The sequence below is a fragment of the Empedobacter sp. GD03797 genome, assembly GCF_029842105.1.
Classification (GTDB): Bacteria; Bacteroidota; Bacteroidia; order Flavobacteriales; family Weeksellaceae; genus Empedobacter; species Empedobacter falsenii_C.
In genome coordinates this window covers 76,221-94,753 of sequence record NZ_JAOCFS010000005.1, presented here as the reverse complement: position 1 = coordinate 94,753, position 18,533 = coordinate 76,221, and the positions used below count along the sequence as shown (strand labels likewise).

Sequence of the window (18,533 nt, the reverse complement as noted above, 5' to 3'; positions counted from 1 at the left end):
TTTATGAAATTAAAACTTTTTACTTTGGCTGCGATTTTGGGTTTAGCGTCTACTAAATCTTATGCGCAATACATTACAACAACACAATTTCAAAATCCACAATCAGTTTCAAATGACGGATTAATTGCAGGATATGCTGCTTGGGCTGGCCCATATTTAATTTGGAATGCAGATACCGATAAAGTAGAAGCTATTGGCGGAATTGCACCTGGGAATAATCATGGTGGTGTTGCGACTTTTACTCCTGATGGAAAATATATTTCTGGAACAAGTCAAACAAGTACAGATCCTACAGTTGGCGAAATGTCAAGATATAATACTATTACTAAAAAATGGGAAACGTTAGGTTTTAACTATAATACAGGAGAATCTAATTCAGATTTTAGTTCTGGTTACTTCATTTCTGGAGATGGAAATACAGTTGTTGGATTATCTTATCTTAAAAGTACTAATCCAGAAGGAACAATAGTAAAAAGACCAACGGCTTATGCATGGAATAGTAGTAAAGGAGGTGTAAATTTAGAGCCATTTAATCCAAGTGCAAAACAAGGACGCGCAAATGCAGTTTCAAATGATGGTTCTGTAATAATTGGCTGGTCAGATATGAGAGGGCCATGGAAAGCACATTATTGGAAAAGAAATCCTGACGGAACTTATCAAAAAGGACAATATATTTTAGTTGATCCTAAAGGAAGTTCTTCAAATGAATTTAATCAATTAGGAGAAGCAAGAGCTATATCTGGTAACGGAAAATGGATTGGAGGAAAAAGCGATGCAGCTTTTGAGAATGCATGGTTATGGAGTGAAGAAACAGGTGTTGTAGATTTAGGAAAGATTGCAAAACCTGAAGAAAATAATGTACAATCGTGGGTGACTTCTATTAATTATGATGCAACAACAGTATTAGGCTATACGATTTCTAAACAATGGGCTGATTCCGCTCCTGTTTATACTCCATGGATATGGACAAAAGAAACAGGTATTCAAGATTTTAATAATTATGTTACAAATACATTAAAGTTTGATATGAAAGGTGATAAAATCTATGTTCCAACTCAATTGTCAGAAAATGAGAAATATATTGTAGGTTGGGGAGTAGATGCAATTAATATCAAAATGTTTAGAATTCAATTACCTGCTAAGTTAGCAACAGATGAAGTGAAAAATCATGTTGAAACAACACTTTTTCCAAATCCAGTTTCAAACGAATTAAATATTGATTCTAAAGATAATATTAAAGAAGTAACTGTATTTAATTTAACAGGTCAACAATTATTTTCGAAAAAAGGAAACTCTAAAACCTCTAAGATAGATGTTTCGAATTTAAAATCGGGAATTTACATTGTAGAAGTAAAAACTGATAAAACCTCGAAAACATATAAAGTTATTAAGAAATAATCTTTTCAATAAATAGTTTAAAAGAGTAGATTATTAAATTTCTGTTCAAAAGTCGATTCTATAACAGAATCGACTTTTTTGTTTCTATCTATTTGATTTCAATAAAAATACTTGTTTTTCATCTTATTTATTTTTACATTAGTTATAATCAATTAACACAAAAAAATAGGAATTATGAAAGCAAGTGCATTACTTATGGTTGGCGGTATTTTGGCTTTAACAGCATGTAATAAAAAATCAGATTTGCCAGATTATAAGGTGAAAGAAGCCGTTTTAGATGTTTACAAATACAGAGCAGATAAGCCAGATTCACTTTTTTCCAAAGTAGAAGGCGTAAATGTGGATGATTTGAATGCGGTGGTTAAACAATATGGACCAGTTGATGTCTACAACTTTGAGAAAATGACGCCTCTTGAAGATGGTGATAAAACAGTTTATGAAGCAGTTTATAAAGTATCTTTTAAAGGAGCAGAAGGAACAGAAACTTTTAAAGTAAGAAAAATTGATAAGTTAGACGGAATTGTTGTTGGCTATGCAAGTGATGTAAAACCTATAGTTGCTCAGTCAGATTCTTTGGCTGTTAAAAAGGATTCGGTGAAATAAATATAAAAAAATAATAAATACGTAATGATTTATTGAAAAAGTTTGTATATTCGTTATCAATAATGAAACAAAACGGATTAAATACAATTATTTCAATTACGACGACTTCTAGTGTTCACACTTAGAGGAGTCTTGTTATGTATTTAATTCTAAAAAAATAATGCAAAAGCATCTTCTCAAAAGGAAGATGCTTTTTTTATGATCAAAATTTAAATTATGAAAGTTTTAAAATTCGGAGGAACATCAGTCGGATCGGTAGAAAGTATCCGCGCGGTCGTAGAAATTGTTAAACAAGAAAGGCAACAAAATAACTCGATTATTTTAGTTGTGTCTGCTATTTCTGGTTTGACCAATTTATTAACCAAAATGTCCGAAGAAGCTTCATCAGGAGGTTTTGATGAAAATGATTTAAAACTTTTTCAAGAAAAACATTTCGAAATTGTAAAATCTTTAATCGATGTGCCAAATCAAAATCCGATTTTAACAAAATTGAAATTGTTGATGAATGAGTTAGAAGCATTATTAGAAGGAGTAGAAATTTTGAAAGAATTAAGTCCTCAAACAAAAGATATGATTTTGAGTTTCGGTGAGAGATGTAGCGCTTTATTAATCGCAAAAGTAATGCAAGAGTACGTTGGAGATTCATTAGCTGTTAATGCATCAGATTATATTGTGACAGATCATAATTTTGGTCAAGCGAATGTGATAGAAGAAATCTCACTTCAAAATATTCAACAATTAGCAAAAGGTCATTCGGATAAATTATTGGTTGTAACAGGATTTATTGCGGCGAATGAAGAAGGGCGAGTGACAACTTTGGGAAGAGGTGGTTCTGATTATACTGCGGCTTTGATTGGTGCAGCTTTACATGTAGAACAAATTGAAATTTGGACAGATGTAAATGGAATGATGACTGCGGATCCTCGTTTTGTAAACAAAGCTTTTTCGTTAGAAAATTTGTCTTATACAGAAGCGATGGAATTATCGTATTTCGGTGCAAAAGTGATTTATCCGCCAACAATGGCTCCAGCTTTTAAGCTTAAAATTCCAATTTTAATTAAAAATACATTTCAGCCAGATTTTGAAGGAACAAAAATTCAGTTTTATTCGCAACCAACAGAGTTTCCAATCAAGGGAATTTCGTCGATCAAAGATATTGCGTTAGTCAATATAAAAGGAAGTGGTTTAGTCGGGAAATTGGGCTTTAGTGGGAAACTATTTTCACTTTTAGCGCAACATCATATCAACATTGTGTTGATTACGCAATCTTCGTCAGAGCACAGTATCACGCTTGCGATTCATCATAATGAAGTCGAAAAAGCGAAACAATTAATTGAAGAAGAGTTTTGTTTAGAAATTGCAGCAAAATGGTTGGAGCCAATTGAAGTTGAAGAAAATCTCGGAATTATTGCAATTGTTGGAGAAAACATGAAAAAGACAGTTGGTGTTTCGGGCAAGTTATTTTATGCGTTGGGACGAAACGGAATCAATGTCAGAGCAATTGCGCAAGGTTCTTCGGAGTATAATATTTCGGTTGTGATTAACGAGAATGATTTATCGAAAGCTCTAAATGCGGTGCATGATGCGTTTTTTAATCACTTGAAAAAAACAATTCATGTTTTCAATGTTGGAGTAGGAAATATTGGTTCGACATTTTTAAATCAATTAGAAAAACAGAAAGAATTTTTAGCAAAAAATAATGATATCGAAATAAAATTGGTTGGATTATCAAATTCTAAAAAAATGCTGTTTGATGAAAACGGAATCAATTTATCGAATTGGAAAAATGAATTAGAAAATTCTTCTTCATCAGCTGATTTGAATCAATTTATCCAAAAAATGAAACAGTATAATTTACCAAATTGTGTTTTTGTTGATAATACTGCGAGTTCTGATTTGCCGAATTATTACAAACAAATTTTCGAAAGCAGCATTTCGGTTGTAACATGTAATAAAATTGCGAATTCGTCTTCTTATCAAGAATATAAGAACTTGAAAGAAACGGCACGAAAATATGGGATTGATTTCCTTTACGAAACAAATGTTGGAGCAGGTTTGCCAATTATTAGTGTGTTGAAAGATCTACGAATGAGTGGAGATCAAATCCTAAAAATTGAAGCGATTTTATCAGGGACAATTTCGTATATCTTCAATCATTTTAATGGTGAAAATACATTTGCCGAAGTTGTAAAAAAAGCGCAAAAATTGGGTTATACAGAACCAGATCCTCGCGATGATTTGAGTGGAATAGATTTTATGCGAAAAATGTTGATTCTTGCTCGTGATAATGGTTACGAGGTGGAAGCAGCAGATGTAAAAATCGATTCTATTTTGCCAAAATCTTGTCTTGAAGCTGCAACTGTAGAAGATTTTTATAAAGAATTAGTCAACGAAAATGATTATTTCGAAAAGATAAAACATCAAGCAGAAGCGGAGCAGAAAGTGATTCGTTACATCGGGATTTTAGAAGATGGAAAAATATCAATTTTGTTAGAATTGGTTGACAATCAACATCCGTTTTATGTCTTGTCTGGAAGCGATAACATTATTTCGTTTACAACAGCGCGTTACAAGGAACGTCCTTTGGTTGTGAAAGGTCCTGGTGCTGGCGCGGAAGTTACGGCGGCTGGCGTTTTTGCAGATTTAGTTAACATTAGTTCAATACGATAAAAGATGAATCAAACAATCGAAAATAAATATAAGCTTGATCAAGCTAAGTTTTTAGAAAAAGTACACGTTTTTGCTCCTGCAACAGTTGCGAATATGATTTGTGGATATGATATTCTGGGCTTTGCGGTTGATCATCCAGGTGATGAGGTGATCATGAAAAAGACCGAAAAATTAGGGATCGAAATTCTGACAATTACAGGTGACGAAGGAAAATTACCTTTGGATGCAATGAAAAATACAGTTTCTCATTCGGCATGGAAATTATTTTGTGATTTAGATTTACAAGATTCTTTTGGATTATCGATAGAATTACACAAGAAAATGCCGATTGGAAGTGGTTTAGGGTCAAGTGCGGCGAGTACAGTTGCTGGACTTTTTGCATTAAATGAATTATTAGGAAAACCACTTTCTAAAAATGATCTTTTACCTTATTGTATGGAAGGCGAACGATTGGCTTGTGGCGCTGCTCATGCGGATAATGTTGCGCCATCGTTGTTTGGTGGAATTACGTTGATTCCTTCTTACGAGCCGCTTTTGGTGCGTTCTTTACCTGTTCCAGAAAATTTATATGTGACGTTGATTTATTCAAAAGTAGAAGTGCCAACAAAGGATGCGCGCAAATTAATTAAAGATAAAGTGCAATTGAGTAAAGCAATAAAACAATGGGGGAGTATTGCAAGTTTGGTTGCGGCGCTTTATGAAAATGATTACGAAGAAATTGGTCGTTCGATGCAAGATGATATTATCGAACCAAATCGTTCTTTATTGATTCCATATTTTAATGAAATGAAAAGTATTTCGCTCGAAAATAAGGCATTAACGTTTGGGATTTCTGGTTCTGGACCATCAGTTATGGCGTTATCTAAAAGTAAATTGGATGCAGAAAATATCGAACAAAAATTAAATGATTTCCTGACAATAAAAGAAATTGAACATTTATCATTTGTCTCTAAAATTAATCAACAAGGACCTTACATAAAACACTAAAAATGAAATTATATAGTACAAATAATCATAATAATAGAGTCGATTTTAAACAAGCCGTTTTTCAATCTTTGCCAGAAGATAAAGGATTGTATATGCCTTTGTCGTTACAAAAAATAGATGATGAATGGATCAATTCGATTGAAAATTATTCATTTCAAGAGATTGCGAAAAAGGTTACAAATCATTTATTAAAAGATGATTTTTCTGAAGAAACTATTAATAATTTGATTGATGAGGTAATCAATTTTCCTGCGCCTTTGGTGTTTTTAGAAGATGATTTAGCTGTTTTGGAATTGTTTCACGGACCTTCTTTTGCGTTCAAAGATTTTGGAGCGAGATTTATGAGTCGCGTGATGGCATATTATTCGAATAAAGATAATCAATTGTTAGATGTTTTGGTCGCGACTTCTGGTGATACTGGAGGCGCTGTAGCACTTGGTTTTCTAGGAGTAGAAGGAACGCGAGTAACGATTTTGTATCCAAAAGGAAAAGTATCGCCGATACAAGAATTGCAATTAACAGCGAATGGAAAAAATATTCGTGCGATAGAAATTGATGGAACTTTTGATGATTGTCAAGCCTTGGTAAAGCAAGCTTTTTTAGATAAAGATTTAATGAAAAATCTAAATTTAACCTCAGCAAATTCGATTAATATTGCTCGCTTAATTCCACAATCTTTCTATTATTTCGAGGCTTTTGCTCAAGCAAAAAGAAAAGGTTTTGAGAAAGTTTCTTTTGTTGTTCCAAGTGGAAATTTCGGGAATATTACAGCTGGTATTTTGGCTTCAAAATTAGGATTGGAAGTAGAACAATTTGTTGCGGCTACAAATGCGAATGATACTGTTCCGTCGTTTTTAAAAACCGAAAATTATCAACCAAAACCTTCTGTACAAACGTTATCGAATGCAATGGATGTTGGAAATCCGAGCAATTGGGTTCGTGTGATGGAATTTTTTGAGCAAGATGTGGAGCAATTAAAATCAAAAATGGTTTCAAAAGCTTATTCTGATGTAGAAACAACAAATGCAATAATAGAAATTAATCAACAATATAATTATATTGCTTGTCCGCATACGTCGATTGCGTGGTTAGCGGCAAAGGAATATCAAGCGAAAAAACAAGATGAAAAAGAATTGGTGGTGTTTTTATCGACGGCACATCCATGTAAATTTCCTGAGGTTTTTCCGAAAGAAATACAAGATAAAATTGTCTATCCAAAAGAAGTCGAAGAATTGAAATTGAAACAATCAAATAAAGTTGAAATGAATAATAATTTTGATGAATTGAAAAATTGGTTGTTGAATAATTAATAAATTAAAAAGCAAAGTTTCTAACTTAATAGAAGCTTTGCTTTTTTTGAATAATATATTAATGATGGAAAAATTATCCAATCATTAACGAAAAAAGTGTGTTGTCTGTATTAAGATATTGATATTCGAAATGATGATTTTCTAATCTAAAAATTAAACCATCTAAATCTTCTTTTTTGTCTAATTCAATGCCAACTACTGCTGGACCTGTTTCTTTGTTGTTTTTTTGCGTGTATTGGAAATAGGTGATGTCATCATTTTCACCCAAAACTTCGTTCACTAATTCTTTTAAAGCGCCGGCACGTTGAGGAAAATTGATAATGAAATAGTGTTTCAAACCTTCATATTGCAAACTTCTTTCTTTTATTTCTTCCATTCGCGTAATGTCGTTGTTGCTTCCGCTAAGCACACAAACCACATTTTTTCCTTTGATTTCTTCCTTAAAAAAATCTAAAGCCGAAACACTCAAAGCGCCTGCTGGTTCTACAACAATTGCATCTTCATTGTACAAACGCAAAATGCTCGAACAAACTTTTCCTTCCGGAACTGCGCAAGTTGTTTCTAAACCTTCTGCACAGATTTTATAGGTTTTTTCGCCTGCTTTTTTTACAGCTGCACCGTCCACAAAAGGATCAATCTTCGCTAATGCAACAGATTTTTTTTGTTTGATAGCTTCTGCCATACTTGCTGCTCCACTCGGTTCTATACCAATAATTTTGGTGTTTGGACTAAGTGTTTTCATCACAGAAATAACGCCAGATGCTAAACCTCCACCACCAATTGGCACGAAAATATAATCGATTGGTTGATCGCATTGATTCAAAATTTCTAATGCAACCGTTCCTTGTCCTGCGATTACTTTTTCATCATCAAAAGGATGAATAAAAGTAATATTTCCTTCTTGTGATAATTGATGTGCAAAAGCCGATGCATCATCAAATGTATCGCCATGTAAAATGATTTCGATTTGATCTTTCCCAAACCATTTTACTTGTTTTATTTTTTGTTGAGGTGTCGTGGTTGGCATCACAATTTTACCTTTAATATTTAATTGTTGACACGAATACGCCACACCTTGTGCATGATTTCCTGCACTTGCGCAGATCACACCATTATTTTTTTCTTGTTCTGATAACTGAACGATTTTATTATAAGCACCACGTAATTTGTACGAACGGACGACTTGTAAATCTTCTCGTTTTAGATAGACATTCGCTTCAAATTGACGACTTAAATTTTCATTGAAATCGAAAGGAGTGTTTTTGGCAACTCCTTTCAAATTCATTTGTGCTAAGTTTACTTCGTCAAGCGAAATGCCTAAGGTCTCAGTTTTTTCATTTCTAAGCCCATTTGCCATAATTCACTGTTTGTTAGTTATTTTATCCATTTTGCATTTTGATAATTTTAGCAATAAAACCGTCAGTTCGAGTGGAATTCTATAAGAATTTTGTATCGAGAAAAAGGTTTTATATGTTAAAATTCTATTCTCGATACAATTTTTATTCAGTTTGTACTGAACTAAAAATCACTCGAATTGACGAATTTTAATTCAAAATGCATAAGATGTTTATTTTAATATTTGACTATGCCGTTTTTATCGTTTTCATAGCAGTCATTGCTTTACGAAGTTTTTTTCCTACAGTTTCGACAGGATGATTACGTAAAACATCATTTATATGTACTAATGTCGCATTGTCAACAGCATTGTCTTTTCCTTCGTTGTAATTTTTACCGACAACGTCTACGTTTACTTTTGTCATGAAATCTTTTAACAAAGGTTTACAAGCTTGATCGAAAAGATAACAACCATATTCTGCTGTATCAGAAATCACACGATTCATTTCGAATAATTTTTTACGAGCAATTGTATTTGCAATTAATGGTGTTTCGTGTAATGATTCGTAATAAGCAGATTCAGGTTTAATTCCAGCTTCCACCATAGTTTCGAAAGCTAATTCAACTCCAGCACGAACAAAAGCAACCATTAAGGTATAATTGTCAAAATATTCTTGTTCTGTAATATTTGCGTCGCCTGCGGGTGTTTCTTCAAAAGCAGTTTCACCAGTTTCAGCTCTCCATTTTAATAAATTTTTATCATCATTCGCCCAATCTTCCATCATTGTTTTACTAAACTCTCCAGAAATAATATCATCTTGATGTTTCTGGAATAAAGGACGCATAATATCTTTTAGTTCTTCTGATAATTCAAAAGCTTTCACTTTAGCAGGATTACTTAATCTATCCATCATACCGCTAACTCCACCATGTTTTAAGGCTTCAGTAATGACTTCCACACCATATTGAACCAATTTTGAAGCATAACCAGCATCAATTCCGTTTTCAACCATTTTATCGAAAGAAAGAATAGAACCTGTTTGTAAGAGACCGCATAAAATGGTTTGTTCTCCCATTAAATCAGATTTTACTTCCGCAACAAAAGATGATTTTAAAACACCTGCTCTATGACCACCAGTTCCTGCACAATATGCTTTTGCTTGGTCAAGTCCTTTTCCTTCGGGGTCATTTTCTGGATGAACAGCAATTAATGTAGGAACTCCAAATCCTCTTAAATATTCTGCACGAACTTCTGAACCAGGACATTTTGGAGCAACCATGATTACCGTAATATCTTTACGAATTTGTACACCTTCTTCTACGATATTGAATCCATGAGAATATAAAAGTGTGGCACCTTCTTTTATAAGAGGTTGAATAGTATTAACTACTTGCGTGTGTTGTTTGTCTGGCGTTAAATTCGCCACAATATCAGCATTTGGGATTAATTCTTCGAAAGTACCAACTGTAAAATTATGACTTGTTGCATTTTTCCAAGAATCTCTTTGTTGTTCAATAGCCTCTTTGCGTAACGCGTACGAAACATCTAAACCACTATCGCGTAAGTTTAATCCTTGGTTTAAACCTTGAGCACCGCAACCTACAATTACAATTTTTTTGCCTTTTAAAGCTTCTGTACCTTTTGTGAATTCAGAGTTATTTAGAAATTCTGCTTGTCCTAGTTGATATAATTGATCTCTTAATGATAGAGAATTAAAGTAATTAGTCATTTTTGTGTTTTTTAATAAAATTATTTGATGAATTGTTTGTCTTTACATTGTGAAAACTGAGTTTCCTTCGTTTAGGAATTCATTTTCGATTACTTCTTTTGATGGCTCGTCTTTCTCGAATTGTAATAATTTTTCATGAAAACCGGCACTTGCTTTGATAATTGCTATTCTTGCTCCTCGAACAAATTCTATTAAGCCATATTTCGTCAATTCTTGTGTCAGATTATCAATTTCTTCACGATGACCAGCTGTTTCAAAAACTGTATAATCATTGCGGATAACGACTGTATTTGCACCATATTGACGCAGTAAACGTTCTACATATGCCTTTTCAGCAATAATGTTGGTTGGTACTTTGTATAAAGCTTGTTCTTGCCAAATTAATTCATCATTATTATTGAAATAAGCTTTAAGAACATCGATTTGTTTCTCAATTTGCATGCAAAGTTTTCGAACTACTTCTTCAGATTCTTCAATCACAATTGTAAATCTGTGTACATTTTCTATTTCTGATGGAGAAGTGCTTAAACTTTCAATATTAATTTTTCGTCGAGTAAAAATTCCTGCAACTCTTCCTAAAATTCCTATGGAATTTTCTGTATATAACGTAATTGTATATTCTTGTTTTGAGTCCATAATAATTTATTTTAATCTAATTTCAGAAACACTTGTACCTTGTTCTACCATAGGAAATACATTATTTTCTTTTCCTACCATAACTTCTAAAAGATATGAACCATCATGTTCTAACATTTCTTTTAATGCATTTTTCAAGTCATTTCTCGCCTCTATTTTTTGACCTTCTATTTGATATGCTTTTGCAAGCGCAACAAAATCTGGACTTGTAATATCTACGAAAGAATAGCGTTTATCGTTGAATAATTCTTGCCATTGACGAACCATTCCAAGGAAGCTATTGTTTAGAATTAACATTTTTACTTTAGCTCCGAATTGCATAATCGTTCCCATTTCTTGTAACGTCATTTGGAAACCTCCATCTCCACAAACCATTACAATGTCTTTTTCAGGTGCTCCGTACCATGCTCCAATTGCAGCAGGTAAACCAAATCCCATCGTTCCTAATCCGCCAGATGTAACTAAAAGTTTAGAATCTTTGAATTTCGCATAACGGCAAGCCGCCATTTGATGTTGTCCAACGTCTGTCACAATAACTGCTTCTCCGTTTGTTAACTCATTTAATGTATTAATAACCTCAGCCATAGACATCACATCAGTTGTTGGATGGAATTCTTTCTCAATAACTTTTGTGCGTTCTTCTTTTTCGAGATCTCTAAATTCTTTTAACCATTCTGAGTGGTCATTAGGATCAATCAAATTTGTTAATAATGGAAGCGTTTTCTTGCAATCACCCCAAACAGGAACAGCAACTTTTACATTTTTACCAATTTCTGCTGGATCAATATCGAGATGAATCACTTTCGCTTGTTTTGCATATTTGTCTAAACGTCCGGTTACGCGGTCATCAAACCTCATCCCAATAGCAATTAATATATCGCAATCATTTGTTTTGACATTCGGAGAATAATTTCCATGCATTCCTAATAAACCAACATATTGTGGATGATCTGTATCTAAAGAACTTAACCCCATTAAAGTTGTTGCTACAGGAATTCCAGATTTTTCTAAGAAATCTTTTAACTCTTGTTCTGCTTTTCCAAGCAGTATTCCTTGACCAATAATCGCAAATGGTTTTTTAGCTTGATTAATAAGTTCAGCAGCAGCTTTTACATATTCAGTTCTTATTTCTGGTTCTGGTCTATAACTGCGAACATGAGTGCATTTCTCATATTTTTTCTTTTCAACAAGCTGTATTTGAGCATTTTTTGTAATGTCAATCAACACAGGTCCTGGTCTTCCAGAGCGTGCGATATGAAAAGCTTTTGCTAAAACATCATTGATTTCTTCCGCATCAGTAATTTGATAATTCCATTTCGTGATGGGATTAGTAATGTTGATAACATCAGTTTCTTGAAAAGCATCCGTTCCTAAAAGAGAAGCGAAAACTTGTCCTGTGATACATACGATAGGATTACTATCAATCATGGCATCAGCAATTCCGGTTACTAAATTCGTTGCGCCTGGCCCACTCGTAGCAAAAGCTACACCTACTTTTCCTGAAGTTCTTGCATAACCTTGCGCAGCATGAATACCACCTTGTTCATGACGAACTAAAATGTGTTCTAATTTATCTTTGTAGTCATACAAAGCATCGTATATAGGCATAATTGCACCACCAGGATAGCCAAAAACTGTTGAAACTCCTTCTGCTAATAAAGCATTAATAATTGCTTGTGAACCTGAAATTTGAGTTGGTTTATTGGTCAGTAAGACATCCTTCTGAAGCGTTTCCGACTTGCTTTGCGTATTTGTATAAGACTCCATTTTTTACTTTTAATGCGGGTTGTTTCCAGTTATTTTTTCGATTTTCTAATGTTTTTTCATCAACCAAAAGATTCAATTCATTCTTGTTGATGTCAATTTCGATGAGGTCATCATTTTCGACTAATGCGATTGGACCTCCTTCAAAAGCTTCTGGTGTGATGTGACCGACGACAAATCCGTGCGTTCCGCCACTAAATCGTCCATCAGTAATTAAAGCGACTTTATCTCCCAATCCAGCGCCGATGATGGCAGAGGTTGGTTTCAACATTTCTGGCATTCCAGGACCTCCTTTTGGACCTTCGTTTCGAATGACGATAACGCTTCCAGCTTTGATTTTTAAATCTTCAATTGCTTTTAAAACTTCAACTTCACTATTAAAAACTTGTGCTTTTCCTTTAAAATAAAAACCTTCTTTTCCAGATATTTTCGATACTGATCCGCCTGGAGCAAGGTTTCCGTAAAGCATTTGTAAGTGTCCAGTTTCTTTTACAGGATTTGATAATGGACGAATAATATATTGTTTCGTAAAATCTAAATCAGGAACTGACTCTAAATTTTCTGCTAATGTTTTTCCAGTAACTGTTAAACAACTTCCATCGATTAATCCTTCTTGTAACATATATTTTAAAACAGCAGGAACGCCACCAACTTTACTCAAATGTTCCATCAAGTATTTTCCACTTGGTTTCAAATCTGCTATAACAGGTGTTTTATCGTTGATTGCTTGTATATCGTCTAATGATAATTTGATATTCATAGTAGCGGCAATCGCTAATAAATGCAAAACAGCATTTGTACTCCCGCCTAAAACAACAATCGTTTTGATGGCATTTTCTAAAGAATTCTTCGTGATGATATCACTTGGTTTAATATCTTTTTCTAATAAAATTCTTAGATAATGCGCCGCAGTTGTGCATTCGTTTTTCTTTTCTTGACTAAGAGCAGGATAAGAAGATGAATAAGGTAAACTCATTCCCATTGCTTCAATCGCCGCTGCCATTGTGTTTGCTGTGTACATTCCGCCGCAAGCACCTGGACCAGGACATGCATTCTGAATGATTCCACAAAAATCTTTGTCATCAAGATTTCCGTTTAATTTTTTACCTAATGCTTCAAATGCAGAAACAATGTTTAATTCCTCTTCTTTGTAGTGTCCAGGAGCAATTGTTCCACCATAAATCATGATCGAAGGACGATTCAAACGTCCCATTGCCATAATCGATCCAGGCATGTTTTTATCACAACCTGGTATTGTGATTACGCCATCGTAAAAGTGTCCTGCACAAACAGTTTCGATAGAATCTGCGATGATTTCTCTACTTACCAAAGAGTAGCGCATTCCAGAAGTTCCGTTGGTAATTCCATCGCTAATTCCGATAGTATTGAACTTCAATCCGATTAGGTTTTCGGCTTTCATTCCGTCTTGTACCAACTGCGCAAATTGATTCAGATGCATATTGCAAGTATTTCCATCGTATCCCATACTTGCAATTCCGATTAGTGGTTTTTTTAGGTCTTCGTTCGTTAGGCCAATCCCATGTAACATCGCTTGTGACGCGGGTAAAGTGTCATCTTGCGTTACGGTTCGGCTGTGTTTGTTTAGTGCTTCGTTGTTGTTTTTCATCACTGTTTATTTGACATTTGTTTGTATTAAAAACATAAAAAAAGCCACCTTGAATAAAGGTGGCTCATAAAAAATCGTTCAAAAAATTCGTCATAAAACCACCTTTCCTAATCGTAAGACCAAGACTAAAATAATAATGATAATAATGACGAAATTGTTTTGCATAATATTGTTTAATTAATTTTTTTCCATAAAAAAAGCCACCTCGTTAAGAAGTGGCTTTAATTGTTATTTTGTATGTACACAACTAATTACCACTCCTAGGAATAAGAATGACTAAAATAATCAAGTTGATAATGTTGTGAACTAATTTCATTTTCTTTTTTTGATAAATCAAAGCTAGGATTAATTTTTTTAACTTAGCTCAACTTTTTTTATAAATTTTCCGAAAAATTTTCATTAATTGAAAATTCGCATTTTAACATTGCTTTTTTTGAAGATTGTTTAAAAATAAGTTTATAAAATTTTATATTTGCAAAACTTTGGAACAGAAAACTATTCACAACGTTTTTAGCTTATACGATTCTTCAGATTTCGTACAGAAGCTTATTGTCAATTTTAAAAATAATCCACAGCATAAAGTCAATATCAAAGGTTTTTTAGGTTCAGGATTGAGCATTTTAACAGGTCATTTATATGATCGTGTTGCGCGTCCTACGATTCTAATTTTTGATGATAAAGAAGAAGCGGCTTATGTGTTGAATGATTTGGAAACTTTGTTTGATAAAGAACAAATTTTATTTTTCCCGTCATCTTACAAGCGTCCTTACGAAATTGAGGAAGTAAATAATGCGAATGTTGTCATTAGAACGGAGGTTTTAAATGTGTTATCGCACTCTAAACGACCAAAAATTGTGGTGACGTACGCAGAAGCGTTGTCTGAAAAAGTGGTGACAAAAAAAGCGCTTTCTACAAATACGCTTAAAGTAAAGGTTGGAAATGATTTGGGAATTGATTTTTTAACGGAAGTTTTATCTTCTTATAATTTTCATCGCGTTGATTTTGTTTCCGAACCAGGAGAATTCTCGATTCGTGGTGGAATTATTGATGTTTTTTCATTTTCAAATGAACATCCTTATCGTATTTCATTGTTTGGTGATGAGGTGGAAACCATTAGAACGTTTGATATCGAGAATCAATTGTCTATTGCAACGACAAAAGAAATTACGATTATTCCGAATCTCGAAAGTAAATCGATTAATGAAAAGCGAGAGAGTTTTTTAGAATATATTTCAAAAGATAGTTTAATCATCGCCAAAAATATTTCTGTTTTAGCAAAACAAATTACTAAGAATTTTGAACAAGCTGAGTCTGCTTTTTCTGAATTAAAAGGAGAAATTAAACAAGCGGAACCGAATCAATTATTTTTGAATGAAAATGGTTTTCTTCAACAAATTTCATCTTTTGGTGTAATTGAGTGTTCGATGAAGTCTTATTTTGAAACTGTTGAAGAAATAGAATCACCATTCAAACCTCAACCAAGTTTTAACAAGCAATTCGAATTATTAATTGATGATTTGAATGAACACAAAACAGAAGGTTTCAAAAATGCACTGATTTGCTCCAATGAAAATCAAATCAAACGTTTTGAAGAAATCTTTGATGATATTGGAAAAGAAGTTTCTTACATTCCAGTTTTGGGTTCTATTTATCAAGGTTTCATTGACGAAGAAATCAAATTAACGTGTTATACGGATCATCAGATTTTTGGTCGATATCATAAATTCAATCTTCGAAATTCATTTTCCAAAAAAGAAGCGATTACGCTAAAGGAAATCAATTCGTTGCAAGTTGGAGATTTTGTGACGCATATCGATTATGGGATCGGAAAATTTGCCGGTCTAGTACGATTGAATAATAATGGCGTAACGCAAGAATCAATCAAATTGATTTATCAAAATAATGATATTCTGTACGTTAATATTCATTCGTTGCATAAAATTGCGAAGTTTAGAGGAAAAGATGGCGCTGAGCCAAAAATCTCGAAACTTGGTTCGCCAGCTTGGAAAAATTTAAAGAATAAAACCAAAGCGAAAGTAAAAGAAATTGCCTTCGATTTGATTAAATTATATGCGAAACGTCGTGCTAGAAAAGGTTTTGCGTATTCGCCTGATACATATTTACAAAATGAGTTGGAAGCTTCTTTTATTTATGAAGATACGCCTGATCAGTACAAAGCGACGCAAGATGTGAAAGCTGATATGGAATCTGAACGCCCGATGGATCGTTTGGTTTGTGGAGATGTTGGTTTCGGAAAAACGGAGGTTGCGATTCGTGCGGCGATGAAAGCTGCAGTAGATGGAAAGCAAGTTGCTGTTTTGGTTCCAACAACGATTTTGGCTTTTCAACATTTCAAAACATTTTCAGATCGTTTGCGAGATTTGCCTGTGAAAGTTGCTTATCTCAATCGATTTGTAACAGGGGCAAAGAAAAAAGCGGTTTTAGATGGCTTAAAATCTGGTCAAGTTGATATTGTGATTGGGACACATCAATTGGTTAATCCAAAAATTGAGTACAAAGATTTAGGCTTATTAATTGTGGATGAAGAACATAAATTTGGTGTTGGTGTAAAAGATAAATTGAAAACACTTCGCGAAAATATTGATACATTAACGTTGACAGCGACGCCAATTCCGCGTACACTTCAATTTTCGTTGATGGCTGCGCGAGATTTATCGGTTATCAAAACTCCTCCGCCCAATAGACAACCTGTCGATACGCAATTGGTTGGTTTCAATGAAGAGATTTTCCGTGATGCGATTATGTACGAAATGCAACGTGGCGGACAAGTTTATATTATTCACAATCGTGTGCAATCGTTGAAAGATATTGCTGGAATGGTGCAACGATTAGTTCCTGATGCGCGTGTGGCGATTGGTCATGGACAGATGGATGGAAAAGAATTAGAGGCTGTTTTGCTCGATTTTATTGATGGTAGATATGATGTTTTTGTCTCAACAACCATTATCGAATCTGGTTTAGATGTTCCGAATGCGAATACGATTTTAATTAATGATGCGCAGAATTTTGGTTTGGCAGATTTGCATCAAATGCGTGGGCGTGTTGGTCGTAGTAACCGCAAAGCGTTTTGTTATTTGGTTGCGCCGCCACTTTCAGTTTTAACGGACGAAGCGCGTAAACGTTTGCAAGCAATTGAACAATTTTCTGATTTAGGATCAGGATTTAATATTGCCATGAAAGATTTAGAAATTCGTGGAGCGGGAAATCTTTTAGGTGCTGAACAAACAGGATTTATGATGGATATCGGTTTCGAAACGTATCAAAAAATCTTGAATGAAGCGATTGAAGAATTGAAAGAAACAGATTTCAAAGATTTGTTCGAAGATCAAAAATCGGGAGAAGTAAAATCCTATGTTTCGGATGTGCAAATTGATTCGGATTTACAAATTATGTTCCCAGATGAATACATTGAAAGTTCGGAAGAACGTTTGTTGTTATACAAAGAATTAGCTGATATAGAAACTGAAATAGATTTACAAACGTTTAAAAATAATTTGATTGACCGTTTCGGAAAATTACCAATTGAAGCCGAAAATTTATTGGAATCAATTCAATTGAAATGGATCAGTAAAAAATTAGGTTTCGAACGTTTGGTGATGAAAAATGGAGTTTTATTGGCTTATTTTATTAATAAACCACAAAGCGAATTTTATCAGTCAGATGAATTTAGATTAATTTTAAATTACGTTCAAAATAACCCTAAAAACATCAGTTTTAAGGAAAAATCACCCAAAAAAGGAGAAGAGTATCCAACATTGTTAGTACGATTTGAACATATCAAAACTGTGCATGAAGCACTACAAAATCTACAAAATTTATTAATTCATTAACTTTTTTAAGTTTTAATTAGTAATCTAATAAAATACATAGGGAGAATTGACCAAGTTGTTAGTTCTCCTTTTTTTATTCAATCATCAAACTTCCGATATAGATAAATAATATATAATTTATCATATGAAGAACTATAACTAGCTGAAAACTAATTTACATAAATAATATGATATTTTATTATTATTTTTATCGATAAAATATTAGTTGGAAAAATAGTAAAGTAGTTATGGAAACAGCATCAAGTTATATTCCTATTCTCATTCTTTTTGTGGTTGCTTTTGCGTTTGTAGCGGGTACTATCGTTGCGACACATTTGCTTGGGCCGTCCAGAAAAACAGACGAAAAATTAGAGAATTTCGAGTCTGGGATTGAGAAAGTAGGAAATGCAAGACAGCCATTTGCAATTAAATACTTCTTAGTAGCCATTTTATTCGTGTTATTCGACGTAGAGGTGATCTTCTTTTACCCATATGCAGCGAATTTCAAAGAATTAGGTTGGGAAGGTTTTGCAGCAGTTGTAACATTCGTTGGATTATTCTTTGTGATGTACTTGTATGTACGCAAAAAAGGAGCTCTTAATTGGGAAAAATAGAGCGATTAAAATTCTAAAATAATAGTATA

At 33.6% G+C, this 18,533-nt stretch carries 12 protein-coding genes; 7 read left to right on the top strand and 5 right to left on the bottom strand.

The window, feature by feature from the left end:
* Nucleotides 1-3: 3 nt before the first annotated feature.
* The 5 genes from N5D90_RS05970 (at nt 4) to thrC (ending at nt 6,968) form a co-directional block, all read left to right on the top strand.
* The gene (locus N5D90_RS05970) at nt 4-1,398 is read left to right on the top strand and encodes a T9SS type A sorting domain-containing protein (protein WP_280061895.1); all 1,395 of its coding nucleotides are present in this window, start codon (nt 4-6) and stop codon (nt 1,396-1,398) included.
* Between the two features lie 174 nt (nt 1,399-1,572).
* Nucleotides 1,573-2,001, top strand: a complete 429-nt coding sequence (locus N5D90_RS05965) for a hypothetical protein (RefSeq protein ID WP_125348889.1) — start codon at nt 1,573-1,575, stop codon at nt 1,999-2,001.
* 216 nt (nt 2,002-2,217) lie between these two features.
* Entirely contained in the window at nt 2,218-4,671 is a 2,454-nt protein-coding gene (thrA, locus tag N5D90_RS05960) for a bifunctional aspartate kinase/homoserine dehydrogenase I (protein ID WP_280061894.1), read from the top strand.
* 3 nt (nt 4,672-4,674) lie between these two features.
* On the top strand, nt 4,675-5,658 hold the full coding sequence (locus N5D90_RS05955) for a homoserine kinase (protein WP_280061893.1): 984 nt from the start codon (nt 4,675-4,677) through the stop codon (nt 5,656-5,658).
* 2 nt (nt 5,659-5,660) lie between these two features.
* Complete coding sequence (gene thrC, locus N5D90_RS05950) at nt 5,661-6,968, top strand: threonine synthase (protein ID WP_280061892.1); 1,308 nt, start codon at nt 5,661-5,663, stop codon at nt 6,966-6,968.
* 73 nt (nt 6,969-7,041) lie between these two features.
* Here thrC and ilvA read toward each other — a convergent pair whose 3' ends face one another.
* The 5 genes from ilvA to ilvD form a co-directional block, all read right to left on the bottom strand.
* Complete coding sequence (ilvA, locus tag N5D90_RS05945) at nt 7,042-8,325, bottom strand: threonine ammonia-lyase IlvA (protein WP_280061891.1); 1,284 nt, start codon at nt 8,323-8,325, stop codon at nt 7,042-7,044.
* Nucleotides 8,326-8,551: 226 nt separating this feature from the next.
* Complete coding sequence (ilvC, locus tag N5D90_RS05940) at nt 8,552-10,033, bottom strand: ketol-acid reductoisomerase (protein WP_280061890.1); 1,482 nt, start codon at nt 10,031-10,033, stop codon at nt 8,552-8,554.
* Nucleotides 10,034-10,075: 42 nt separating this feature from the next.
* Nucleotides 10,076-10,669: an acetolactate synthase small subunit gene (gene ilvN / locus N5D90_RS05935; protein WP_038333453.1), complete on the bottom strand. Its 594-nt coding sequence runs from the start codon at nt 10,667-10,669 to the stop codon at nt 10,076-10,078.
* Nucleotides 10,670-10,675: 6 nt separating this feature from the next.
* Nucleotides 10,676-12,436 carry a biosynthetic-type acetolactate synthase large subunit gene (ilvB, locus tag N5D90_RS05930; protein WP_280061889.1) on the bottom strand — a complete coding sequence of 587 codons (1,761 nt, stop codon included), beginning with the start codon at nt 12,434-12,436 and terminating at the stop codon, nt 10,676-10,678.
* Nucleotides 12,369-14,060 carry a dihydroxy-acid dehydratase gene (ilvD, locus tag N5D90_RS05925; protein WP_280061888.1) on the bottom strand — a complete coding sequence of 564 codons (1,692 nt, stop codon included), beginning with the start codon at nt 14,058-14,060 and terminating at the stop codon, nt 12,369-12,371. Before ilvD ends, ilvB begins: the two co-directional genes overlap by 68 nt.
* Before the next feature lie 482 nt (nt 14,061-14,542).
* On the opposite strand from ilvD, the gene mfd reads away from it, so the two are divergent.
* Both mfd and N5D90_RS05915 read left to right on the top strand, forming a co-directional pair.
* Nucleotides 14,543-17,911, top strand: a complete 3,369-nt coding sequence (mfd, locus tag N5D90_RS05920; RefSeq protein ID WP_280061887.1) for a transcription-repair coupling factor — start codon at nt 14,543-14,545, stop codon at nt 17,909-17,911.
* 227 nt (nt 17,912-18,138) lie between these two features.
* On the top strand, nt 18,139-18,504 hold the full coding sequence (locus N5D90_RS05915) for an NADH-quinone oxidoreductase subunit A (protein ID WP_038333379.1): 366 nt from the start codon (nt 18,139-18,141) through the stop codon (nt 18,502-18,504).
* Nucleotides 18,505-18,533: the final 29 nt, after the last annotated feature.